Below are 23,505 nucleotides of genomic sequence, written 5' to 3'. Positions count from 1 at the left end.
ACCCCAAGATATGGCAAATGTTCCACAGGAGTTTAACTCCCTCTACTTGAAAGATGTGTCGTTCGTCAACCTGATGACGCGACGCATCTTCAACGTTCTTATAGTGGCCAACCCCTATGATGCGTTTATGCTCGAGGACGACGGTCGCGTGGACGAGAAAATCTTTGATGAGTATACCGAACTGGGCATGCGCTTTCCTCCTATCTTCACCCAGGTGAGTACCATTGAGGAGGCGCGCCGCGTGCTGGACGAGACGAACATCGACCTGGTGATTTGTATGCCTGGTACGGCCGATAACGACGCCTTTACTGTGGCACGCGAGGTGAAGAGCATACAGCCATCGGTGCCCTGCGTGGTGCTGACACCTTTCAGTCATGGTATCACCAAGCGCATGCAGAACGAGGATATGAGTATCTTCGACTATGTGTTCTGCTGGCTGGGCAACACGAACCTTATCCTGTCGATCATTAAGTTGATTGAGGATAAGATGAACATTGAACATGATATTGAGGAGGCTGGCGTGCAGATGATTCTGCTGGTGGAGGATAATATCCGCTTCTACTCGAGTGTGCTGCCTAACCTCTATAATTATATTCTGCAGCAGTCGAAGAATTTTTCGACGGAGGCCCTGAACCCCCATGCTGCCGCCCAGCGTAAGCGTGGACGCCCCAAGGTGGTGCTGGCCACGAACTATGAGGAGGCGATGCAGATTTACGAGAAGTATGCAGAGAATACGCTGGGTGTGATCAGTGATACACGTTTCCCGATGCAGACGCCTGTTGGCCGACTGAGTCATGTGGAGGAGGGCGACCCTGAGGCAGGACTGAAGTTGCTGCGCGCCATCCGTCAGCATGATGAGTATGTGCCCCTGATACTGGAGAGCAGTGAGGTGCAGAACCGCGAGAAGGCGTGGGCCGAGGGTTTTGACTTCCTGGACAAGAACTCGAAGAAGTTTAATGTGGACCTGCGCAAGATGATTGAGGAGCACCTGGGCTTTGGCGACTTCGTGTTCCGTGACCCAGAGACCCACGAGGAGGTGGCACGCGTGAAAACACTGAAGGAACTGCAGGATAATATCTTCAAGATTCCTCACAACTCGCTGATGCACCACATCCGTCGTAACCATATGAGTCGCTGGCTCTGTGCACGAGCCATCTTCCCTGTGTCGCAGTTTCTGAAGCATGTCACATGGCATAAGCTGCAGGATGTGGATGCCCACCGACAGATTATCTTCGACGCTATCGTGCAGTATCGTAGGATGAAGAACATTGGCGTGGTGGCTGTGTTCGACCGACTGAAGTTCGACCGCTATGCCCACTTTGCCCGCATCGGCGAGGGCTCGCTGGGCGGCAAGGGCCGTGGCCTGGCGTTCCTCGATAATATCATCAAGCGCCATCCGGAACTGAACCAGTTTGAGAACGCCACCGTGCAGATTCCTAAGACGGTGGTGCTGTGTACCGACTTCTTCGACCGCTTTATGGACGACAATAACCTGTGGTCGATAGCCTTGAGCGATGCGCCTGACGAGGTGATTCTGCAGCACTTCCTCAAGGCGCAGTTGCCCGATGATCTCATTGAGGACTTCTTCATTTTCTTCGACGCCATCAAGACACCTATCGCCGTGCGCTCGAGCTCGCTGCTGGAGGACTCGCACTATCAGCCGTTTGCGGGTATCTATTCAACCTATATGATTCCCTGGCTCGACGATAAGTACGAGATGCTGCGCATGCTGGCCTGTGCTATCAAGAGTGTGTATGCCAGCGTCTATTATCGCGACTCGAAGGCTTACATGACGGCCACGCAGAACGTTATCGACCAGGAGAAGATGGCGGTGATACTGCAAGAGGTGGTGGGTCATCGCTATGGCGACCTCTACTATCCTACGTTCTCGGGTGTGCTGCGCTCGTTGAACTACTATCCCATTGGCGACGAGACGGCCGAGGAGGGTATTGCCTCGCTGGCTCTGGGACTTGGAAAATATATCGTGGACGGCGGACAGACGCTGCGCGTGAGTCCTTATCACCCACATCAGGTGCTGCAGACCAGCGAGATGGAGACGGCGCTGCGCGATACGCAGACGCGCTTCTATGCACTGGATATGAGTCATGTGGGCGACGACTTCCAGGTGGACGACGGCTTCAACATCAAGAAGATGCGAGTGCGCCAGGCTGATGAGGATGGCTCGCTGACGTATATCGCCTCGACCTACGACCCCATGGACCAGGTGATTCGTGACGGTATCTACGAGGGCGGACGAAAGATTATCTCGTTCTGTGGTGTGCTGCAGCAGGGTGTCTTTCCTTTGCCTGAGCTTCTCCAGATGTCGCAGAAGTTCGGCTCGGACGAGATGCGCCGGCCTGTGGAGATTGAGTTTGCCTGCAACCTGAACGACGACCGTACGGGCGAGTTCTACCTGTTGCAGATCCGTCCTATCGTGGACTCGAAGCAGGTGCTGGACGAAGACCTGCAGCAGATTCCTGACGAGCAGTGTCTGCTGCGCTCGAATAACTCGCTGGGTCATGGTATCTCGGAGGATGTGTTCGATGTGGTGTATGTGAAGACCGACGAGAACTTTACGGCGGCCAACAACCCGATGATTGCCGATGAGATTGAGACCATCAACCGTAAGTTCCTGAACGAGGATAAGAACTATATCCTGATTGGACCAGGACGCTGGGGCTCGAGCGACTACTGGCTGGGTATCCCTGTGAAATGGCCGCATATCTCGGCGGCACGCGTCATCGTGGAGGCTGGACTGAAGAACTATCACGTGGACCCCTCGCAGGGCACGCACTTCTTCCAGAACCTTACCTCGTTTGGTGTGGGCTACTTCACCATCAATACCTATACGGGCGACGGTGTGATGCAAAAAGAAATCCTCGACAGCATGCCTGCTATCGAGGAGACTGAACATGTGCGCCATGTGCGCTTCGAGCGTCCGCTCAAGGTGATGATGGACGGCAAGAAGCAGACGGGCGTGGTGCTATTGCCTACGACTGAGGCGGAATAGGTGTTTACTGTCCGCCGAGTCGTGAGAAATACTCAATGATATCTTCCCACGTCTTGAACGTGTCGGAACCATACTCTAAGAGGGTGGCCATCGTGTCGCCCTCTTTTCTTTTACTGATCAGGTAGTCGCCATAGAGCAGGTCGCGACGATGGGTATAGACGGTGTGGCGCCAGGCGGGCACGTTGATATACTCCTCCAGCCACTGTCCCCATCGGTTTTCTGTTGGGTAGCTGTCTTCGCAAACAAAATACACCTGATAGTGCTCGATGAGGAGTCGGATGGCTTTCTGACTGCTGCTGTTGGGCTTGTTGTAGGCATCGACGAGGGTCTCTATACCTATATATATAATAGGGCGCTGACGGTTCTCCTGTTGGTCGTCGATCCAGCGGATGACGGGTACGACGGCATGCATGAAGGAGCGGTCGTCCATGCGGTGCTCTCCATGGAAATGGGCGGCCTTGGGGTAGCACTCGCGAAACATGTCGAAGGTATCTACCAGATCGTCCTTGTCGCCAAAGAGACCATAGACGCGGTTCTTCTCTTTCTCCAGTTCCTCGTCGCTGAGGCCTTCGAGTCCTGAAAAGCGCTGTTCGCTCACCTGTCGGTATTCCTTTACCAGGGCCTTGTCGACATAGAACTGCTGCACGCCGTCCAGACGTGGGTTCTGAAAGGTCTGCGTGCCTGTCATGCCATGTTGCTGCATGGTGTCGGACAGGCAGAGGGCCGGGTTCATGCAGATGCGGTCGTAGCCGTACAGCTGTTCGGTATACATGCCACCCATCGATGTGCCCAGAATGAGATGGGGCTGCTCTTTGGCGCAAAGTTCTTTCAACAGAGCCTGTGCCTCAGTGGGATGGATGGGAAGGTCGGGTGCAATGACGTTGGCGTTGGGCAGGATGGTGCGCAGGCGTGTCACCGTGCCACTCTGTCCGCTGCTGCCGAATCCGTGAAGATACATCACGGTTTTTCCCTTCATCAACTCAGGGAATTGTTTGACGTATTGGTTTGTTTGTTCCATAATTGACGGCAAAGTTACTTTTTTTTTGCTTCCGGTGCAACAATTAACGTGTTTTTTGCGTCTAACGGATAAAGTAAATAACTAAAAAAGTATGATTATGAAGAAAGTTACTGTTTTGACACTCTGTTCTGTGTTCTTGTTTTGCATGTCGTGTGTGGATATTAAGATGACGAAAGGCAAGTTGCTTGAGGCGAGTAAGACGATTACCGAAAAGGAACTGACGATGTCGTCTTTTGATAAGGTGGACATCGATGTGGTGGGTCATGTGAAGGTGGTGCAGAGTGTGGCTGGCGACTATCGCGTGGTGCTGTCGGCTCCTGAGAACTATATGGATTTCTTTGAATGTGAGGTGAACGACCAGGAGTTGGAGGTGGAATATGATAGTCATATGCCTAACTTCACACTTGAGGATCGTGACATTCATATCACCATCTATACCCCCTCGCTGCGCGAGCTGGAGAACTCAGGCGTTGCCACGGTGGTGGTGGACAGCTTGAAGAGCAGACTGCTGAAGGTGGAAAACTCGGGTGTAGGTGGCATCAAGATGCGTGGTCTGCACACAGAGAAGTTGGCAGTGGACTGCTCTGGCGTGGGTGGCATCACCCTGCATGGCGTGACCACATGGCTTAACCTGGAGTGCTCGGGCGTGGGCAGCATTGATGCCAGCGGCATGAAGGCCCGTCGTGTGAAAGGCGAGGTGAGTGGCGTGGGTGGTATTGAGTGCTATGCGTCTGATACTCTGAAGGCTACGGTGAGCGGTGTTGGCTCACTGAAATATGCTGGTAATCCTAGCGTAAAGAAGCTTAACGAGAGTGGTGTGGGAAAAATTTCTGAGCTATGATGAATATATTTATGCAAAGTGTATAGGTAGTTTTTACACCTAAGGGTGTTTGTTTTAACTTGATATAAATCAATTATTGTTCGAATTATAAGAAAAACGAGCAAAAAAGTTTGTAACTGTAAGCAAAACACCCTATCTTTGCATCGTGTTTTTCATAGTATTAGATTTAAGGTTAACAAAGGTTGGGTCACAGCGGTGACCCTTTTTTATTATCTTTTTTTGTGTTTTTTTAATTTTGGAGTTAGCTTTATATTCAAGAAAACTTCTTAACTTTGCACCAGTTTTATTAAGAATAATATGAGAAAGTATGTAATATTCGTGTTTGTGGCGTTGATGGCATCGGCTGTTTCGGCTCAGAAGAAATGGACGCTTCAGGATTGTCTGGATCATGCCATGCAGAACAATATCACGTTGCAAAAGGCCCGGCTGCAGCAACAATCGGCGGCTGAGGATGTGAAAGGTGCCAAGGGCAATTTGTTGCCCTCGGTCAGTGCGTCGGCTAATCAGAGTCTGGGCTATCGCCCCTGGCAGGATGCTGGAACGACAACGGTGACCAATGGCACAGTGAACACGAAGGTGGACAAGACCTATCACAATGGGTCGTATAACCTGAATGCGCAGTGGACGGTTTGGAATGGTAACAAGAACTACAACAGCCTGAAACTGAATAAGTTGTCTGAGAAACAGGCTGAGTTGCAGGTGGACGAGACGGCCAACAATATCATGGAGCGCATTGCTCAGATCTATGTGCAGATACTCTATCTGGACGAGAGTATCAAGGTAAGTAAGGCCAGCTTGGAAACGAGTAAGAAGAACGAGGAGCGTGGACGCGAGATGCTCGAGGTGGGTAAGATGTCGAAGGCCGACCTGGCCCAGCTCACGGCCCAGCGTGCCACCGATGAATATAATGTGGTGGATGCACAGGCGCAGTTGGCCAACTATAAGTTGCAGCTGAAGCAGTTGCTGGAACTCACTGGCGATGAGTCGTTCGACGTGGTAATCCCTGAGACTACCGATGCGCAGGCACTGAGTGATATTCCCGTGCTTCAGGATGTGTATCAGCAGGCGCTCATCACCCGTCCGGAGATTGAGAGTTCGCGACTGGCCATTGAGAGTAGCGGCCTGAACCTGAAGATATCGAAGGCAGGCTACCTGCCCACGCTTAATATGACTGGCGGCGTCTCTACCAGTACCAACTCTCTGTCGGCCAATGGCTGGGGCAATCAGATGAAGACCAACGTGAACACACAGGCTGGACTGACACTGAGTATTCCCATCTTTGATGCCCGTCAGACGAAGACATCGGTGAACAAGGCGAAAATTCAGCAGCAGCAGGCTCAGTTGGACCTGCAGGATCAGCAGAAGACGCTCTATCAGACCATCGAGGGCTTCTGGCAGGATGCCAACACCAATCAGCAGCGTTTCCGTGCTGCCCTGACCACCGTGGAGAGTGAGCAGATGAGTTATGACTTGCTGGAGGAGAAGTTTAACTTGGGTCTTACGAATATCATTGAACTGATGAACGGCAAGGATAAGTTGCTCAATGCCCAGCAGAACAAACTGCAGTCTAAATATCAGACCATCCTGAACCAGCAGTTGCTGAAGTTCTATCAGGGTGATTTCAAGAAGTAAATAAAAAAGCAAGAGATATGAAAAATAAGAAGATTTGGATTATCGTGGCAGTCGTTGCTGTCATTGGTATCGTCGCTTATCAGTTCCTTTCGGGCGGCAAGAAGGAACAGAAGGTAGAGTTTGAGACCGCCCAGGTGACTAAGGGTAACATACAGACCACCATCACCGCCACCGGCACCATCGAACCTGTGACCAGCGTTACCGTGGGTACGCAGGTCAGCGGTATCGTGTCGAAACTCTATGTGGACTATAACTCGGTGGTGAAGAAGGGACAGGTGATTGCCGAGCTCGACAAGACAAACCTGACCAGTGAGCTGAAGACGGCGCAGGCTAACCTGTCGTCGGCACAGAGTACGCTGAACTACGAACAGACCAACTTTAACCGCTATCAGACCCTATATAATAAAGGTTTGGTGAGTGCTGATGAATATGAGACGGCAAAGCTGTCGTACCTCAAGGCCAAGGAGCAGGTGGTTACCTCTACACAGAGTGTGCAGAAGGCACAGACCAACCTGGGCTATGCCACTATCACCAGTCCTATCGATGGCGTGGTGCTGTCGAAAGCAGTGGAGGAGGGACAGACCGTGGCTGCTTCGTTTAACACCCCTGAGCTCTTTACCATTGCACAGGATTTGACCGACATGCGTGTGATTGCTGATATCGACGAGGCTGACATTGGTGGTGTGAAGGAGGGTCAGCGTGTGACCTTCACTGTGGATGCCTTCCCTGATGATCAGTTTGAGGGACAGGTGACTCAGGTGCGTCAGCAGGCAACCACCGAGAGTAATGTGGTGACCTACGAGGTGGTTATCTCGGCTCCCAACAACGAGCTGAAGTTGAAGCCAGGTCTCACGGCCAACGTCACCATCTTTACACTCGAGAAGAACGATGTGCTCACGGCTCCTGCCAAGGCGTTGCGCTTTATGCCTAACGAGGCTCTGCTTCACGAGGGACAGACGATTGAGGATGTGGAGGCTCCCGTCAAGGTGTGGACCCTCGAGGGTAATGTCTTTAAGGCCCATGCTGTGGAGACAGGAACCACTAATGGTGTTCTCACCGAGATTGTCAGTGGCATCAAGGAGGGTACCGAGGTGTTGGTGGACTTCACCATCAGCGGTGGTGAGGAACCTGCAGGACAGCAGCAGGCACAGAATCCCTTCATGCCGCGTCCACGACAGAACAACCGTCAGCAGCAAGGCGGTGCTAGTCAGCAACCTAAGAAGTAACAGACTCTCCCCCAACCCCTCCCTGCGAGGGAGGGGAGTAGAAAGAAACAACAATATGAATGAAGATAAGAAAGTAGTTATTGAATTGGATAACGTCAAGCGCTATTTCAAGGTGGGCAGCGAGACGGTGAAGGCCCTCCGTGGCGTTTCGTTCAAGATCTACGAGGGCGAGTTCGTTACCATCCAGGGTACCTCTGGCTCGGGTAAGTCGACCCTGCTCAACCAGTTGGGCTGCCTCGATACCCCCACCAGTGGTGAGTATTATCTGGATGGTATCTCTGTGCGTGAGATGTCGAAGACACAGCGCGCCCGTTTGCGTAACCGCAAGATTGGTTTCGTGTTTCAGAACTATAACCTGCTGGCTAAGACCACAGCCATCGAGAACGTGGAGCTGCCTCTGATGTACAACTCGGAGGTGTCGGCTACGGAGCGTCGTGAGCGTGCCATCAAGGCGCTGCAGGACGTAGGCTTGGGCGATCGTCTCTATCATAAGTCGAATCAGATGTCGGGTGGTCAGATGCAGCGCGTGGCTATTGCCCGTGCACTGGTCAACGATCCTGCTGTACTCTTGGCCGATGAGGCCACGGGTAACCTCGACACGCGTACTTCGTTCGAGATGCTGGTGCTCTTCCAGGAACTCTATCGCAAGGGTCACACTATCATCTTCGTGACCCACAACCCTGAGATTGCCGAGTATGCCAGTAGGAACATCAACCTGCGCGACGGTAAGATTCGTGAGGACACGTACAATGAGAATATTAAGTCGGCAGCGGAGGCTTTGGCCGCGCTGCCTGTGCTGAATGATGACTGAGAAGTCTGATGTAAGATGTAAGAAGTAAGAAGATGAATATATTAAACTTATTCAAAGTGAGCCTGAAGGCCGTGGCCAACAATAAGATGCGCTCGTTCCTCTCGATGCTGGGCATCATCATCGGTGTGGCTGCGGTGATCATCATGATGAGCATTGGTCAGGGCTCCAAGGAGAGCATTCGTACTGAGCTGTCTACCATGGGTACCAACTTGCTGACCATCCGTCCTGGTGCTGATATGCGTGGCGGTGTACGTCAGGATCCGTCGGCTATGCAGACCCTGAAGATGGCCGACTATCAGCGCATCATCCGCGAGAAGAAGTTTGTGACGAAGGTGTCACCCGAGGTCACTGCCAGTGGTCAGGCTATCTATGGCAATAACAACACTAACACGTCGATGTATGGCGAGTCTATCGACTACCTCGACATCAAGCAGTGGCCCGTGGAGGAAGGCGATTGCTTCACCGAGGAAGATATTAAGAAGGCTGCCAAGGTGTGTGTGGTGGGTGCCACGGTCGTCAAGGAACTCTTTGGCGAGAGTGTAGACCCTGTGGGCAAGACCATCCGCTTTAAAAGTATTCCCATGCGTATTGTGGGTGTGCTGAAGTCGAAGGGCTACAACTCATGGGGCATGGACCAGGATAACGTCATCGTGGCCCCTTATACCACGGTGATGAAGCGTATTGCTGCCCAGACCTATTTCTCGAGTATCGTGTGCTCGGCCATCACTGAGGAACTGTCGGATGCTGCCATTGAGGAACTTACCCAGATGCTGCGCGATAATCATAAGTTGAAGGCTGAGGCCGTGGATGACTTCACCATCCGTTCTCAGGCCGAGATGATGGAGACCATGTCGTCGACGATGGACACCGTGACCATCATCCTCGTGGTGGCAGCAGCTTTCTCGTTGTTGGTGGCTGGTATCGGCATCATGAACATCATGCTGGTGAGTGTCACTGAGCGTACCAAGGAGATTGGTCTGCGTATGGCCGTAGGTGCCACAGGTCCCGTTATCTCGCTCCAGTTCCTCATTGAGTCGGTGATGATCTCCGTCACGGGTGGTCTCATCGGCGTGATTGTGGGTGTTGGAGCCAGCGAATTCGTGTCGGCCTTCGGCATGCCCAGCAGTGTGCCCGCCTGGTCTATCTATGTGTCGTTCCTGGTGTGCGTGTTCATTGGCGTGCTCTTCGGCTATATCCCTGCCCAGAAAGCAGCCAATATGGACCCCATCGAGGCCATTCGTCACGAGTAATTAATGCAAAGTGTGTTTTGCAAAATCAGATGATGAGTGCGTTGCCATTGCAAATAAACATGAAAAAACGGTAGGGTGGGAGCAATTTCTTCATGCTTCGCTCTTCACTCTTCGCTTTTTTTTGTAACTTTGCGCGCAGTAAAAAACAAACGTTAAATATTTAACTTATAATTATTATGGTAAACTACAAGGATTTGGGTCTCGTAAATACTCGCGAGATGTTTAAGAGAGCAGTAGCCGGTGGCTATGCTATCCCCGCTTTCAACTTCAACACTATGGAGCAGATGCAGGCTATCGTACAGGCTGCCGTTGAGACAAAGTCTCCAGTTATCATGCAGGTTTCTAAGGGCGCTCGCAACTATGCTAACGCTACTATCCTGCGCTACATGGCTGAGGGTGCTGTAGCTTATGCTAAGGAGCTCGGCTGTGAGCATCCTGAGATTGTTCTGCACCTTGACCACGGTGACACCTTCGAGCTCTGTAAGGATTGTATCGACATGGGCTTCTCAAGCGTTATGATTGACGGTTCTTCACTGCCCTACGAGGAGAACATCGCCCTGACCAAGAAGGTTGTTGACTACGCTCACCAGTACGATGTAACTGTTGAGGCTGAGCTCGGTGTGCTCGCTGGTGTTGAGGATGAGGTTGTAGCTGAGGAGTCTCACTACACCAAGCCTGAGGAGGTTATCGACTTCGCTACACGCACAGGTTGCGACTCTCTGGCCATCTCTATCGGTACTTCACACGGTGCTTACAAATTCAAGCCCGAGCAGTGCACACGTGACCCCAAGACTGGTAAGCTCGTTCCTCCCCCACTCGCATTCGACGTTCTGCACGAGATCGAGAAGAAACTTCCTGGATTCCCCATCGTTCTGCACGGATCATCTTCAGTTCCTCAGGACGAGGTTGACACCATCAACAAGTTCGGTGGTAACCTGCCCGACGCTGTAGGTATCCCCGAGGAGCAGCTCCGCGAGGCTTCTAAGAGCGCTGTTTGCAAGATCAACATCGACTCTGACTCTCGTCTGGCTATGACTGCTGCTATCCGTCAGTACCTGGCTGAGCACCCCGATCACTTCGATCCTCGCCAGTACCTGAAGCCCGCTCGTGAGAACATGAAGAAGATGTACATCCACAAGATTGTGAATGTGCTCGGTTCTGACGGCAAACTCGCTCAGTGCTAATTCGTTAGAAAACGATTATAAAAAAATCCCTGCCAATCGGCAGGGATTTTTTTTTGTGTGTTTATCTTTACTTCGTTGGTTGCTCGCAATCTAAGCGGTCGACAGCTCCGGTGATGGGATTCAGCCAGAGATGTGTGGTGTAACGCTTGTTGAAGAGTTCGCCGCTGAGAAGCTCGACGTTGCCGAACTGCGCTGCAGGTTGCTCTGTGGTGAGGATGTTGTTGATGCCCTGGAAGAGCGAGATACGCATGCGGCCTGGGACGTTGACATAGACACCTGCTTCGAATGCCTTCTTCTTGGTCTTGGCAGCAGCCTCCTCGTCGACAGGGGGTACGGTGTTCAGGTCCTCAACGGTGACATAGAAGGGCGCGCCCGAGAGGTCATCGGCGTCTACCAGACCATTGACCTGTGAGAGGCGAAACAGCAACTGACGGTTAAATGGGCCGTCGGGGCAGATGGTGAGTGTATGCTCGGTAGTGTCGCAGTCGTAAGTGCCCTTGAACATGCTTGTCAGGGCTGCGTCCTGCTCGTTCAATTGGTTAAGCATCAGTTGGAGTTGTGCGCCGTCCTTTGGCATGAAGTCGGCCTGTCCCTTGATGAGTAGGTTGCGGTTTTCACGAATGTCATAGATTTCGCGTGCTGTGAGTTCTGCCATCTTGGCTGTGCTGCCAGCAGAGAGGATATCTTGATTCATCAGCTGGCGCGGCTCCATGCGTTTTTTCTTTTTCTGGGGTACAAAGGGCATGGTGGGCTGCTCGGCTTTGGGATCGGCATTGATGGCCAGAAGTCGACCATCTTCTGCCAGCGCCACATTGGCTGCCACTGTCTTCGGGTTGAATTTCAGCGCATAGGCCTTGGTTGAGTCGGCCACACCAACAGGCATCAGTTTGATGTTGATGATGCGGTATTGGGTATTGGCCTCCTGACTAACATTGTTCAAGCGCATGTAGCGTTGGGCATAGGCCGAGAAATCGCCGGGCTTATAAGTGGTCTTCTCTACCAGCAGATTAATGCGGATGGCTGTCTTTGGTAGGAAATAGACGGCTCCCTCAGGGGTAACTCCTGGTTGATATTCTGTAAGTTGCGTCTGGGCGTTTGTTGTTCCGCATAACGCCATGCTAATCAGCATGAAAAATAACTTTCTCATCTTTTATTCGTTACTTTTTTATTTTTTTACCTTTAAAAATGCCTTGGGCAGGAAGCGGATGATGTCGCTGGCAATGAGACTCTCTTCGCCCAACTCGCGTGCAGCCAGGTCGCCTGCCAAGCCATGCAGATAGACTCCTAACAGACATGCCTCGCGCTGCTGATAGCCACGTGCCAGAAGACCAGTGAGAATGCCTGTGAGTACGTCGCCGCTACCGGCTGTGGCCATGCCTGCATTACCAGTGGTGTTGAACGCTACATGGCCATCGGGCATGCAGATGGCTGTGTAATGACCCTTGAGGATGATGTAACCCTGCAGTTTCTCGGCCAGTTGGCGCGCTTTGGTCAGTCGCTCGTAACTGTCGAGGCTTTGTCCCTCCATGCGGTCGAGTTCCTTGGGGTGGGGCGTTAGGATGATGCCTTTGGGCAGTTGCTGCATCCAGGCGTGACGTGTGCCCAGGATGTTAAGTGCGTCGGCATCGGCCACCACTGGACATTGTGCGCGGCGTATCTGCGCAATCATGGCGATGCTGGTCTGCTCGGTGGTGCCAAGACCAGGGCCGATACCCAGTGCCTGATAATCGTCAGTAGCCATAGCTTCTGAGAAGAACGTCTCCTCGCGGTCGGTATGGAGGATGGCCTCAGGTGTTGTCGTCTGCAGAATCTGAACATTGCGCTTGGGTGTGTGTACCGTCACCTTACCTGCTCCTGAACGTATGCAGGCCTGAGTGGCCAAGACGGCTGCGCCAGCCATGCCATAGCTGCCTGCCACCAAAAGTGCATGTCCCATTGTGCCTTTGTGGGCAAAGGGATCGCGTGGCTTGAGAATGGGGTAGATGTCCTTGTCCTCGATGGTGGTGTATTGCGCTTCTATCTTCTCGATGCCCTCCTTACTCAGTCGAATATCGAGTATTTTCAGTTCACCAATGAACTGTTGGTTTTCGGCAAATAGAAACGAGAGTTTTCTTTGTTGTAATGTTAGTGTCAGGGTGGCTTTGATGATGTTGGCACGCACGTTATACGTGTTGTCCTCTGTCATCAAACCCGAAGGAACGTCAATGCTAACTACCTGAGCATTAGACGAGTTGATGTATTTTACCAAAGAAGCAAAACCTCCTGCCAATGGCTTGTTGAGTCCTGATCCAAATAGACCGTCGACCACCAGCATGCCCTTCTCAAGACGGGGCGGATCAAACTCTTGTGTGACCTCAGTGAACAGGGCATTGCCCCTTGTGCTGCAGAGGCGTTCCTTGTTGGCTGCGCAGCCCTCGGACAGATGCCCAGTGATGTTGAAGAGATAGGTCTGTACCTGATAGTTTTGGTCTATGAGCATGCGTGCCACGGCCAAAGCATCGCCACCGTTGTTTCCCGGTCCTGCAAAGACGACCACGGGCACATTGGGTGTCCATCTGTCTGTGATGGCATTCGTGATGGCACGGGATGCTCTCTCCATGAGATCGATAGACTTGATTGGCTCGTGCTCAATGGTATAATTATCGAGTTCTTGTATCTGTGTACGGGTGAAAATTTTCATAACGATGCAAAAATACGAAATAATTGGTAATCTATAGCCTTTTTTGGGATTTTTTTTGTAATTTTGCATCAAAATATCATAATTGTCTATGAGTAGAGTTAAAATACTGGACAAGACGTTTGAGACGTCGATGCCAGAGGCACAAATTAAAGCTCGCGTTAAGGAACTGGCTCAGCAGATTTCTAAAGATATGGAGGGAAAGAATCCCCTGTTCTTGGCAGTACTTAACGGCGCTTTCATCTTCGCTGCCGACTTGATGCGCGAGATGACCATCCCCTGTGAAATTTCATTTGTTAAACTGGCCTCTTATCAGGGCACTATGTCTACTGGTAAGATTAAGGAGGTGCTGGGTATTAACGAGAGTTTGACTGGACGTACGGTAATTATTCTTGAGGATATTGTGGAGAGTGGACTCACTATCCGACAGATGATTGACTCGCTGGGCACCCGCAATCCTGCCTCGGTGCATGTGTGTACACTGTTCTTCAAACCTGAGAAGTTGAAAGAGGATATCAAGTTGGACTATGTGGCCTTCGAGATTCCTAATGACTTCATCCTGGGCTATGGCTTGGACTACGATCAGCAGGGACGTGGACTAAAAGACCTGTATACGCTGGTGGAAGAATGATGAAAGGGGTCCTGATATTAGGAGCGTTTCGAGACAAAAATAAGGAAAAGAGATTAAGGATAACCAAATAAAAATAACTGGATTAAAAATGAAGAATATTGTGATTTTCGGTGCTCCCGGCTCAGGCAAGGGAACCCAGAGCGACAAGTTGATTGAAAAGTATGGACTGAACCATATCTCGACCGGTGACGTGCTGCGTGCAGAGATTAAGAACGGCACTGAGCTGGGTAAGACAGCTAAGCAGTTTATTGACAACGGTCAGCTGATTCCCGATGAGTTGATGGTAAGCATTCTGGCTTCGGTCTATGACTCTTTCGGTCGTGAACATAAGGGTGTCATCTTTGATGGCTTTCCTCGCACCATTCCACAGGCAGAGGCCCTGAAGGCTATGCTCAACGAGCGTGGCGATAAGGTGGCTGCCATGATTGAACTTGATGTGCCTGAGGATGAGCTGATGAAGCGCCTGATCCTGCGTGGACAGCAGAGCGGTCGTGCCGATGATAACGAAGAGACCATCAAGAAACGCCTGGTGGTTTATCACTCTCAGACACAGCCCCTCATTGAGTGGTATGCTAAGGAAGGCTTGCATCATCATATTGACGGCTTGGGTGAACTGGACCGTATCTTTGGTGATATTTGCAACGTAGTAGATAATATCTAGGATATCCTAGGCAACTCTAGGTAGTCCTGGCAAAAATTAAGTATGGAAAGTAACTTCGTAGATTACGTCAAGATTATGTGCCGCTCGGGTAAGGGCGGTAAGGGTAGCATGCATCTGCGTCATGTGAAGTATAACCCTAATGGCGGCCCAGACGGTGGTGACGGAGGAAAGGGTGGTAGCATCATCCTGCGTGGTAACCACAACTACTGGACACTGCTGCATTTGAAATATGAGCGCCATATTTTTGCAGAGCATGGCGGCAACGGTGGACGCGATAAGTGCCACGGTACCGATGGCAAGGACATCTATATCGATGTGCCCTGCGGTACGGTGGTGTATAATGCCGAGACTGGTAAGTATGTGTGTGACGTGACCTACGATGGACAAGAAGTACTATTGCTGAAAGGCGGACGAGGCGGACTGGGTAACTTCCAGTTCCGCTCGGCCACCAATCAGGCACCACGCTATGCGCAGCCAGGCGAGCCTATGCAGGAGATGACCATCATCCTGGAGCTGAAATTGCTGGCCGACGTTGGTTTGGTGGGATTCCCTAATGCTGGTAAATCAACGCTGGTGAGTGCGCTGAGCAACGCCCGTCCGAAGATTGCCAACTATCCCTTTACCACAATGGAGCCTTCGTTGGGCATTGTGGGCTATAGAGATGGAAAGTCGTTTGTGATGGCCGATATCCCCGGTATCATCGAGGGCGCCTCGGAAGGTAAGGGCCTGGGTCTGCGCTTCCTGCGTCATATCGAACGCAACTCGCTGCTGTTGTTCATGGTGCCTGGTGACACTGATGACATCAAACGCGAATATGAGATACTGCTGAATGAGCTGAAGCAGTTTAACCCCGAGATGCTTGACAAACATCGTGTGCTGGCAGTGACGAAGTGTGACTTGCTGGACGAGGAACTCATTGAGATGCTCAAGGAAACATTGCCTAAGGACTTGCCCGTGGTGTTTATCTCGGCAGTGACGGGCTTTGGACTGGAGGAACTGAAAGATGTGCTCTGGCGTGAACTGAATGCTGAGAGTAATAAGTTGCAGGCTATTACCAGTGAGGACTCGCTGGTGCATCGCGACAAGGACATGACGGTCTTTGCCCAGGAACTGGAAGATGAGGGTGAGGACGAGGATATCGAGTATGTTGACGTTGAGGATGTTGACGATCTCGAGGACTTCGAATATGACGAAGACGAAAACGAAGACTAAGATAACTATATATTAAATCTAATTTAAAAAAACATGTTTATGCAGAAGAAACTATTCTTTCTGATGGCCATGCTGCTGACAACAACGTTGTCGGTGGTGGCACAGGTGACTACTGCGAGCATGGCCGGTAAGGTCTCTGTTCAAGATAGTCGAGAAGAAATCATCGGCGCCACGGTGATTGTGCTGCACGAACCTTCGGGTACGCGCTACACCGCAGTGACGAATGTGAATGGACGTTTTGCCATTCAGGGCATGCGTACCGGTGGTCCGTACAATGTGACGGTTTCGTACATCGGTTACCAGTCTAAAACGATGAAGGGCATCACCCTGCAACTGGGTGAGACCTACAACCTTGATGTGTGGCTGTCGGAAAATGCTACCGACCTGAAAGAGGTTGTGGTCAGTGGTCGTGCCTCGAAGTTTGCTGCTGAGAAGACTGGTGCCTCGACCAACATCAGCAATGCTCAGTTGATGTCGATGCCTATGATTAGCCGCAGTATTACCGACATCGCAAGGATCTCTCCTTATTCTGGTGGCGGCATGAGCTTTGCAGGTGCTAACGGTAAGATGAGTAACTTTACTGTGGACGGTGCTAACTTCAATAATAACTTCGGCCTGAACGACGGTCTGCCCGGTGGCGGCAGCCCAATCTCGCTCGATGCTATTGAGGAGGTACAGGTGGTTATCGCTCCTTATGACGTGCGTCAGACCAACTTCATTGGCGGTGGTGTTAATGCTATCACAAAGAGTGGTACGAACACTTTCAAAGGTACTGCCTATACTTACTTCCGCAACGAGCACATGCGTGGTAATAAGATTAATGGTGAGGACTTAGGTGCACGTGCTGAGGACAGAAAGAATGTGTATGGCTTCACACTGGGTGGCCCAATCATTAAGAATAAGTTGTTCTTCTTTGCTAATTACGAATACGAGAAGACACCAGGTCAGGTTATTAAGTATCGTCCTCGTGAGGATGGTGAGGCCGCTGGTGGCGTAGTTTCAAATGTGTTGGCAAGTGACATGAGAAATGTGCATGACTATCTGCTGAATAACTTTGGATACGAGACTGGTTCATGGAACAGCTTCCCTGCCGACCAGACGAACGAGAAGATTCTGGCACGTATTGACTGGAATATCACTGATGCTCATCATCTGGCAGTGCGCTATAACAGCACGAAGGACGTGGGCTATTCTGGTGCTAGCCAGTCGACAGGCGACTACTTCTACAGACACAGTGGTGCCCGTGTGGGCCCGAAGTCGATGATCTTCGCTAACAGTATGTATGGCAATGAGAAGAAGGTGCAGTCTGTTTCTGCAGAATTGAACAGCCGCTTCGGTCAGAAGGCCAACAACCAGTTGCTCTATACCTATACTTATATGAGCGATCCTAAGCGTACCTCTGAATCGGCTCAGTTCCCCTTCATTGATATTATGTACGATTATGATGCTACCTCGACGAACCCTGCTATGGAGCCTTATATCAGTGCGGGCTACGAGCTCTTTACGTGGAAGAACCATGTGGAGAATAAGGTGCACACTGTGACGGATAACTTCACCCTTTATCTGGGAACGCATAAGTTGACCGCTGGCGCCAGCTTTGAGCATCAGTTTGCCGACAACTCGTATATCCGTGAGGGAACAGGTATGTATCGCTTTAAGAACCTGAATGAGTTCCTGGGTGCTGCAGCTCCCGAGTCTGTGGTCTTTACTTATGGATTTAATGGTAATGACAGTCCTACCTCTGCTGTACGTTTCAATCAGTTTGGCATGTATCTGCAGGATGAGTGGAACGTGGTGCCTAACCTGAAGTTGACCTATGGCGTACGCTTTGATAACTTGATGTTTGATGAGCAGGATGTGGAGCGTAACACTGCTATCTATGGTCTTGACTTCAATGGCTATCATATTGACACTGGTAAGTGGCCCAGCAATAATATTCAGATTTCGCCTCGTGTAGGCTTTACATGGGATGTCTTTGGCGATAAGAGTCTGAAGGTGCGTGGTGGTACTGGTGTGTTCACTGGTCGTCTGCCTTTGGTGTTCTTCACCAACCAACCTGGTAATGCCAATATCAATAAGACCACTTACTATGCTGGCTATGACTATAAGAATAAGAAGTTCGTGGATTCAAACGGTCACAGCTCTGACTGGGTGGAGGCTAAGTTGAATGGCTTGGCTGGTCAGTTCAAGGGAGTGAACGATCTGATGCAGTACTTCGAGGTGCCCACCACTAATGAGAACCATATTGCCGGTTCAAAGATTTCGGGTGTATATGATAACTTCAAAATGCCTCAGGTGTGGAAGTCGAGCATCGCTGTTGACTATCAGATGCCTGTATCATTCCCTCTGAGTGTAACGGGTGAGTTTATCTTCAACAAGAATATCAACGCGGTGTACATGAAGAACATCAATGTGAAGGATGCTGATGTTGCTAATTGGGAGCGCTTCTCGGGTGCCGACAACCGTTTGATTTATCCTAAGGAGTATGAGTATTATGTTGGTAAGAATGCCATCATGCTGGATAATACTTCAAAGGGCTATGGTTATACTGCTAACATCACGGTGAACGCTGAGCCTATCCCCAACCTTAATGTGATGGCCGCTTATACACATACAGAGAACAAAGAGGTTTCTAGCTTGCCTGGTAGTGATCCTGTTTCTGCTTGGCAGAATGTTATCTCGGTGGATGGTCCTAACTTCAGTTCACCCATCCGCTCTGCCTTTGTTACCCCCGACCAGGTAACTGCTTCTGTTGGTTACTACATTCCTGTGAAGGTGAAGGGCCTGACTTGGGGTACACACATCAACCTGTTCTATAAGGGCTATAACACCTCGTATAACAGTACGACAAAGTCATACGAGAGTGGTACCACCTTTATGTACTCTAACGATATGAATGGTGATAATTTGGCCTTCGACCTGATGTATATCCCTGCTAATGATAATGAAATTCAACTTGGTAAACTCGATTCAAAGGGTAACTTCATTGAGGATCAGGAGATGCGCGCTGCCTTCTGGGCTTTCGTTGAACAGGATGACTATCTGCGCAGTCATAAGGGTGAATATGCTGAGACCTTCAGCGGTCGTGCTCCCTGGCGTCATCGCTTCGACCTGCGTGTGGCAGAGGACTTCTCATTCCGTATTGGTAAGACCGTTCAGAAGTTCCAGGCTTCTGTGGATATCCTGAACGTGGGTAACCTTTTGAACTCACACTGGGGTAACACCATGAGCAGTGATGTATGTAACAATGGTCGCATCTTGAAGTATGAGGGCCGCGATGCTCAGAATAAGCCTGTCTACTCGATGAACAAGGTGAATGGTAAGTATCCCACACAGACCTACGACACTAACATGTTCTATAGCAACTGCTGGAGTCTGCAGATTGGACTGAAGTACTTCTTCAACTAAGATACGCAGCGAGCGGGGCGATTGCTCCGCTCGCTTTTATTATCTACTAACAACAAATAAAAAGGCTTCAGGCACTTGCCTGAAGCCTTTTTATATTATATATATAATAAGGTGTAATTATTATCTTTTAGTTGTACTTCAAAATCATACCAGGTTTAAGTGTTACGGTCTTCTTGATGCCGTTCAGACTGCACAGGGCAGATACTGATGTACGACGCTTACGAGCGATAGCAGAGAGCGTTTCGCCTTTCTGTACCTTGTGGAAATGTATGTTGCCGCTGTTGCGATTAGAACCAGAACTTTTGCTCTTACCCATGTTAGCCTCTAAATCATCACCACCACGATAAACACCACCGGTGCCACGCAGGCGAGTGGCCAGTGATGACTCCTGGTTGTAAGTAGAACGACGGAACATCCATTGGTCGGCCACAACGTCTTGGTTCTTGAAATCGAACATAATGGCGGGGTTCAGAGCTACACCACAGAGACGGGTCTCGAAATGCAGGTGAGAACCGAAACTCTTACCGGTGTTGCCACCCAAACCGATAGGATCGCCAGCGCGTACCTCCTGGTTCTCGGTTACCAACCATCCTGACAGGTGACCATAGATGGTCTCCAAGCCATTGTTATGGCGGATCACGATGTATTTACCAAAGCCCTTGCGTGCGCCTTCGTTCTTCACAATGCGTACCTTACCGGGGAAGGCGGCACGAATGGTATCGCCGATATAGACCTTGATGTCTAGGCCTTTGTGCTGACGGCCCCAGCGTGAACCGAAGTTCGAGGTTACTACACGACTGGGAGTGGGCATACAGAAATCACGCAGATTAACCAAAAATGAATCGGGCAGTGCAGTTGACAATGCCGTGAATTGGTTGTTCCAGTCTGTATAGAGCTGTGTAGCAGAGGTCTCGTAAATCTCGTCCTCGAGTAGTCGGTGGAGGGCGATAGAGTCGATGGCTTTCATCTTACGGTCGATGGGTGCCTGATTGGCCAGAAGATCCTGACCTGCGGCAGGAATGACTGCAAGTGATGTCATTGCTACGAGTGCTATTCTCTTGATTTTCTTAAGTATCATATTCATTAAGTTTGTTATTTCCTAAATCTTATTTCCTCTCTCTCTTTAACTCATTAGTTCTGAACGCGTCGGGCACCCACATAACGACGGGCGTAGTTCGACTCGCTAGACTTGCTGAGTTTGACGCCAGAACTGGTGCTGGCGTGGATGAAGGTGAAGACATTGCTGATGGGGTCGTAGTCAACCACGATACCCACGTGGCCTACACCTCTTCTTGAGCCTGGACTGGTGAAGAATACCAGGTCGCCAGGTTGCAGATCTTCGCGCTTAATGGGAATATTGCGGGCGTATTGCTCGCGAGAAGATGCACCAATGTTCATGTTGCTCTTCTTGTAGACAAAGCTTGTGAAACCAGAACAGTCAAAGGCATTGGGGCCTTTGCTACCATAGCGATAGCGAGCACCGATATGCTTGTAGGCTTCCTGCATCAGGTTGTCTACCAGCACCTCGTCGTAATTGAAAATCTCGCCATTGTTGGTGTAGAGGAAGTCAAAGTTATCAATTTCCTCGTCCATGCCAATCTCAAAGACCTCCTCGCTGTCGTTAATATCGTTTGAAACAACTTGCAATGAGTCTTTGCTCTGTCCGTAGACGACAGAGGTAAACATGAACAAAATGGAACTTAAAAGAACTTTAATCATCTTCAATTATTTTATCGTTTTGGGTAGGTCCGGTTTTATTGAGTGCAAAGATAACACATATTTATGAGAAAAAAGGTGTATTACGTACATATTTAATAAGAGTTAACATCTTTTTTGACTCGTGAACTCTATGAAATGGCCGACCAATTGATGTTTGTCTTACGTAATTCGCGCAGACGATTCCATAATAATTGATACTTCGGCGACTGGCAAATAGGGTCTTCGTCGATAATCTTTTGAGCCTCATTACGTGCCATCTGAACAATTTGCCCGTCGCGTGCAATGTCCGCAATTTTTAGATCGAAAGCCATGCCGCTTTGCTGGGTTCCCTCTAGGTCGCCAGGGCCGCGTAACTTCAGATCGGCTTCAGCAATACGGAAACCGTCGTTAGTCTCGCACATGATATCGATGCGTTTGCGTGTGTCCTCGCTGAGCTTGTAGGGTGTGACGAGGATACAAAAGCTCTGATCGGCGCCACGGCCTACTCTTCCGCGTAGCTGATGTAGCTGTGATAGCCCAAAACGCTGGGCTTCTAAGATAACCATGACAGAGGCGTTGGGCACATTGACACCCACCTCGATAACGGTGGTGGCAACAAGTATCTGTGTCTCGCCCGAGACGAACTTCTGCATCTCTTCTTCTTTGTCCTTGGCCTTCATTTTGCCATGTACCTTACTCAGTCGGAACTCCGGGAAGGCTTGTCTTAACACCTCAAAGCCTTGTTCAAGATTTTTCAAATCAATTTTCTCGCTTTCCTCGATAAGGGGGAATACGATATACACTTGACGTCCCTCGTTAATCTGTTGGCGGATGCCGTTGTAGAGCGAGGTCATGCGCGTGTCAAAAACATGCGAAGTACGGATGGGTTTGCGACCTGGCGGCAATTCATCGATGACGCTGACGTCGAGATCACCGTAAAGAGTCATGGCCAGTGTGCGTGGAATTGGAGTGGCTGTCATCACCAAAACATGCGGTGGATTGGTGCTTTTGCTCCAGAGTTTGGCGCGCTGGGCCACGCCAAAGCGATGTTGTTCATCGACGACCACCATGCCGAGTCGAGCAAACTGTACTGTGTCCTCGATGACGGCATGCGTGCCTACGAGAATCTGTACGTCGCCCGTGAGCAGACCGTCGAGTATCTCTTGTCGTTTCTTTCCTTTCACGATGCCCGTGAGCAGTTCTACCCTAACTGGCATATCCTTTAGAAAGTCTTTGATGGTCTGGAGATGTTGTTCTGCCAGAATCTCGGTAGGCGCCATGATACAGGCCTGATAGCCGTTGTCCAGAGCAATGAGCATGGTCATTAGGGCTACAAGTGTCTTGCCGCTGCCCACATCGCCTTGTAGTAAGCGGTTCATCTGTCTGCCTGAGCACATGTCCTGACGGATTTCGTGCATCACGCGTTTCTGAGCGCCTGTAAGGGGGAAGGGAAGGTTCTGATGATAGAACGTGTTGAAGGTATTGCCGATGCGGTTGAAAACATAGCCGCGGTACTTGCGGCGTTGGTCGCTGGCGTAGCGAAGTATGTTGAGTTGGACAAAGAAGAGTTCCTCGAACTTCATACGCACACGAGCCCGTTCTAACTCTTTTGTGTCTTGCGGATAATGCAAGTTGCGCAAGGCCTGGTCTCGGTTCATCAGATGGAGTGGGGTGGTGATGAAATCGGGGATGGTCTCTGGTAATGGGTCTTTCAAGACACCAATCAGCGTCTTTGTGAGCTTTTCGATGGCTCGCGAGTTCAACCCACTCTTCTTCATCTTCTCCGTCGTGTTGTAGTAAGGCTGCATGCCCATCGCTGTGAGTTCCACCTTCTCGGCCAGGTCGATATCAGGATGCTGCACCTGTATACGATTGTTGAAGACGCCAGGTCGTCCAAACACTAGATATTCTGTGCCTATCTTGTAGTTTTGCTTGGCATATTTGCCGCCATTGAACCATACCAGGTCCATGATGCCTGTTCCATCGGTGAAATGGGCCACCACACGTTCCTTGCGAGGTCCCATCTCAAAGGTCTCGAAACTTAGAATACGTCCTACAACCTGTACGAACGGCATGTCGCCCGTGAGTTCATGAACCGTATAAACCTTCGAACGGTCCACATATTTATAGGGGTAATACTCCAGCAGGTCACCATAAGTTTCGATGCCCAGTTCCTTACTGAGCATCTTCTTGCGGTTGGGGCCTACGCCCGGCAAGTACATGATATCCTGGTCGAGTATATTCAT

17 protein-coding genes are annotated in these 23,505 nt (G+C 50.4%); 11 read left to right on the top strand and 6 right to left on the bottom strand.

From position 1 onward, the window contains the following. The first annotated feature begins 10 nt into the window (after positions 1-10). On the top strand, positions 11-3,010 hold the full coding sequence (locus M1D30_RS11080; protein WP_248503957.1) for a PEP/pyruvate-binding domain-containing protein: 3,000 nt from the start codon (positions 11-13) through the stop codon (positions 3,008-3,010). A 4-nt stretch (positions 3,011-3,014) separates the two neighbouring features. Here M1D30_RS11080 and M1D30_RS11075 read toward each other — a convergent pair whose 3' ends face one another. Further along, the gene (locus M1D30_RS11075; RefSeq protein ID WP_248503955.1) at positions 3,015-4,028 is read right to left on the bottom strand and encodes a YqiA/YcfP family alpha/beta fold hydrolase; all 1,014 of its coding nucleotides are present in this window, start codon (positions 4,026-4,028) and stop codon (positions 3,015-3,017) included. A gap of 91 nt (positions 4,029-4,119) precedes the next feature. On the opposite strand from M1D30_RS11075, the gene M1D30_RS11070 reads away from it, so the two are divergent. The 6 genes from M1D30_RS11070 to M1D30_RS11045 all read left to right on the top strand — a co-directional run bounded on the left by M1D30_RS11070 (position 4,120) and on the right by M1D30_RS11045 (position 10,972). Further along, positions 4,120-4,869, top strand: coding sequence for a head GIN domain-containing protein (locus M1D30_RS11070; protein WP_248503954.1), 750 nt, complete (start codon positions 4,120-4,122; stop codon positions 4,867-4,869). A 297-nt stretch (positions 4,870-5,166) separates the two neighbouring features. Then, positions 5,167-6,501, top strand: coding sequence for a TolC family protein (locus M1D30_RS11065; RefSeq protein ID WP_248503952.1), 1,335 nt, complete (start codon positions 5,167-5,169; stop codon positions 6,499-6,501). Between the two features lie 17 nt (positions 6,502-6,518). Next, positions 6,519-7,727: an efflux RND transporter periplasmic adaptor subunit gene (locus tag M1D30_RS11060; protein ID WP_248503950.1), complete on the top strand. Its 1,209-nt coding sequence runs from the start codon at positions 6,519-6,521 to the stop codon at positions 7,725-7,727. Between the two features lie 55 nt (positions 7,728-7,782). Beyond that, positions 7,783-8,538 carry an ABC transporter ATP-binding protein gene (locus tag M1D30_RS11055; protein WP_248503948.1) on the top strand — a complete coding sequence of 252 codons (756 nt, stop codon included), beginning with the start codon at positions 7,783-7,785 and terminating at the stop codon, positions 8,536-8,538. 32 nt (positions 8,539-8,570) lie between these two features. Further along, positions 8,571-9,788: an ABC transporter permease gene (locus tag M1D30_RS11050; RefSeq protein WP_248503947.1), complete on the top strand. Its 1,218-nt coding sequence runs from the start codon at positions 8,571-8,573 to the stop codon at positions 9,786-9,788. Between the two features lie 176 nt (positions 9,789-9,964). Then, a complete protein-coding gene (locus M1D30_RS11045; RefSeq protein WP_248503945.1) occupies positions 9,965-10,972 on the top strand; it encodes a class II fructose-bisphosphate aldolase in 1,008 nt (335 codons plus the stop codon). A 67-nt stretch (positions 10,973-11,039) separates the two neighbouring features. On the opposite strand, the gene M1D30_RS11040 is transcribed toward M1D30_RS11045, so the two are convergent. Continuing rightward, complete coding sequence (locus M1D30_RS11040; protein WP_248503944.1) at positions 11,040-12,119, bottom strand: DUF4831 family protein; 1,080 nt, start codon at positions 12,117-12,119, stop codon at positions 11,040-11,042. Between the two features lie 18 nt (positions 12,120-12,137). Then, a complete protein-coding gene (locus tag M1D30_RS11035) occupies positions 12,138-13,652 on the bottom strand; it encodes an NAD(P)H-hydrate dehydratase (RefSeq protein WP_248503942.1) in 1,515 nt (504 codons plus the stop codon). 88 nt (positions 13,653-13,740) lie between these two features. On the opposite strand from M1D30_RS11035, the gene hpt reads away from it, so the two are divergent. The 4 genes from hpt to M1D30_RS11015 all read left to right on the top strand — a co-directional run bounded on the left by hpt (position 13,741) and on the right by M1D30_RS11015 (position 19,561). Further along, positions 13,741-14,280 carry a hypoxanthine phosphoribosyltransferase gene (hpt, locus tag M1D30_RS11030; protein ID WP_248503941.1) on the top strand — a complete coding sequence of 180 codons (540 nt, stop codon included), beginning with the start codon at positions 13,741-13,743 and terminating at the stop codon, positions 14,278-14,280. An 88-nt stretch (positions 14,281-14,368) separates the two neighbouring features. Next, positions 14,369-14,941 (top strand): adenylate kinase, encoded by a 573-nt coding sequence (locus tag M1D30_RS11025; RefSeq protein WP_248503940.1) that lies wholly within the window; start codon positions 14,369-14,371, stop codon positions 14,939-14,941. A 42-nt stretch (positions 14,942-14,983) separates the two neighbouring features. Then, on the top strand, positions 14,984-16,153 hold the full coding sequence (obgE, locus tag M1D30_RS11020) for a GTPase ObgE (protein ID WP_248503933.1): 1,170 nt from the start codon (positions 14,984-14,986) through the stop codon (positions 16,151-16,153). A 39-nt stretch (positions 16,154-16,192) separates the two neighbouring features. Then, a complete protein-coding gene (locus M1D30_RS11015) occupies positions 16,193-19,561 on the top strand; it encodes a carboxypeptidase regulatory-like domain-containing protein (RefSeq protein ID WP_248503931.1) in 3,369 nt (1,122 codons plus the stop codon). Positions 19,562-19,688: 127 nt separating this feature from the next. Here M1D30_RS11015 and M1D30_RS11010 read toward each other — a convergent pair whose 3' ends face one another. From M1D30_RS11010 to recG, 3 genes are all read right to left on the bottom strand, one after another. Further along, positions 19,689-20,639 (bottom strand): peptidoglycan DD-metalloendopeptidase family protein, encoded by a 951-nt coding sequence (locus tag M1D30_RS11010; RefSeq protein WP_248503929.1) that lies wholly within the window; start codon positions 20,637-20,639, stop codon positions 19,689-19,691. A 53-nt stretch (positions 20,640-20,692) separates the two neighbouring features. Next, entirely contained in the window at positions 20,693-21,280 is a 588-nt protein-coding gene (locus M1D30_RS11005; protein ID WP_248503927.1) for a C40 family peptidase, read from the bottom strand. Positions 21,281-21,408: 128 nt separating this feature from the next. Next, on the bottom strand, positions 21,409-23,505 hold the full coding sequence (gene recG / locus M1D30_RS11000; RefSeq protein WP_248503926.1) for an ATP-dependent DNA helicase RecG: 2,097 nt from the start codon (positions 23,503-23,505) through the stop codon (positions 21,409-21,411).

This window comes from Prevotella sp. E15-22 (assembly GCF_023204875.1).
Classification (GTDB): Bacteria; Bacteroidota; Bacteroidia; order Bacteroidales; family Bacteroidaceae; genus Prevotella.
Note: the sequence above shows the minus strand (reverse complement) of the source record. Positions and strands in the feature narration are given on the sequence as shown.

Excerpts from the sequence above, each read along its gene's own strand:
- M1D30_RS11080 (WP_248503957.1), top strand. The coding sequence starts at position 11 with ATGGCAAATGTTCCACAGGAGTTTAACTCCCTCTACTTGAAAGATGTG.
- M1D30_RS11075 (WP_248503955.1), bottom strand. The coding sequence starts at position 4,028 with ATGGAACAAACAAACCAATACGTCAAACAATTCCCTGAGTTGATGAAG.
- M1D30_RS11070 (WP_248503954.1), top strand. The coding sequence starts at position 4,120 with ATGATTATGAAGAAAGTTACTGTTTTGACACTCTGTTCTGTGTTCTTG.
- M1D30_RS11065 (WP_248503952.1), top strand. The coding sequence starts at position 5,167 with ATGAGAAAGTATGTAATATTCGTGTTTGTGGCGTTGATGGCATCGGCT.
- M1D30_RS11060 (WP_248503950.1), top strand. The coding sequence starts at position 6,519 with ATGAAAAATAAGAAGATTTGGATTATCGTGGCAGTCGTTGCTGTCATT.
- M1D30_RS11055 (WP_248503948.1), top strand. The coding sequence starts at position 7,783 with ATGAATGAAGATAAGAAAGTAGTTATTGAATTGGATAACGTCAAGCGC.
- M1D30_RS11050 (WP_248503947.1), top strand. The coding sequence starts at position 8,571 with ATGAATATATTAAACTTATTCAAAGTGAGCCTGAAGGCCGTGGCCAAC.
- M1D30_RS11045 (WP_248503945.1), top strand. The coding sequence starts at position 9,965 with ATGGTAAACTACAAGGATTTGGGTCTCGTAAATACTCGCGAGATGTTT.
- M1D30_RS11040 (WP_248503944.1), bottom strand. The coding sequence starts at position 12,119 with ATGAGAAAGTTATTTTTCATGCTGATTAGCATGGCGTTATGCGGAACA.
- M1D30_RS11035 (WP_248503942.1), bottom strand. The coding sequence starts at position 13,652 with ATGAAAATTTTCACCCGTACACAGATACAAGAACTCGATAATTATACC.
- hpt (WP_248503941.1), top strand. The coding sequence starts at position 13,741 with ATGAGTAGAGTTAAAATACTGGACAAGACGTTTGAGACGTCGATGCCA.
- M1D30_RS11025 (WP_248503940.1), top strand. The coding sequence starts at position 14,369 with ATGAAGAATATTGTGATTTTCGGTGCTCCCGGCTCAGGCAAGGGAACC.
- obgE (WP_248503933.1), top strand. The coding sequence starts at position 14,984 with ATGGAAAGTAACTTCGTAGATTACGTCAAGATTATGTGCCGCTCGGGT.
- M1D30_RS11015 (WP_248503931.1), top strand. The coding sequence starts at position 16,193 with ATGCAGAAGAAACTATTCTTTCTGATGGCCATGCTGCTGACAACAACG.
- M1D30_RS11010 (WP_248503929.1), bottom strand. The coding sequence starts at position 20,639 with ATGATACTTAAGAAAATCAAGAGAATAGCACTCGTAGCAATGACATCA.
- M1D30_RS11005 (WP_248503927.1), bottom strand. The coding sequence starts at position 21,280 with ATGATTAAAGTTCTTTTAAGTTCCATTTTGTTCATGTTTACCTCTGTC.
- recG (WP_248503926.1), bottom strand. The coding sequence starts at position 23,505 with ATGAATATACTCGACCAGGATATCATGTACTTGCCGGGCGTAGGCCCC.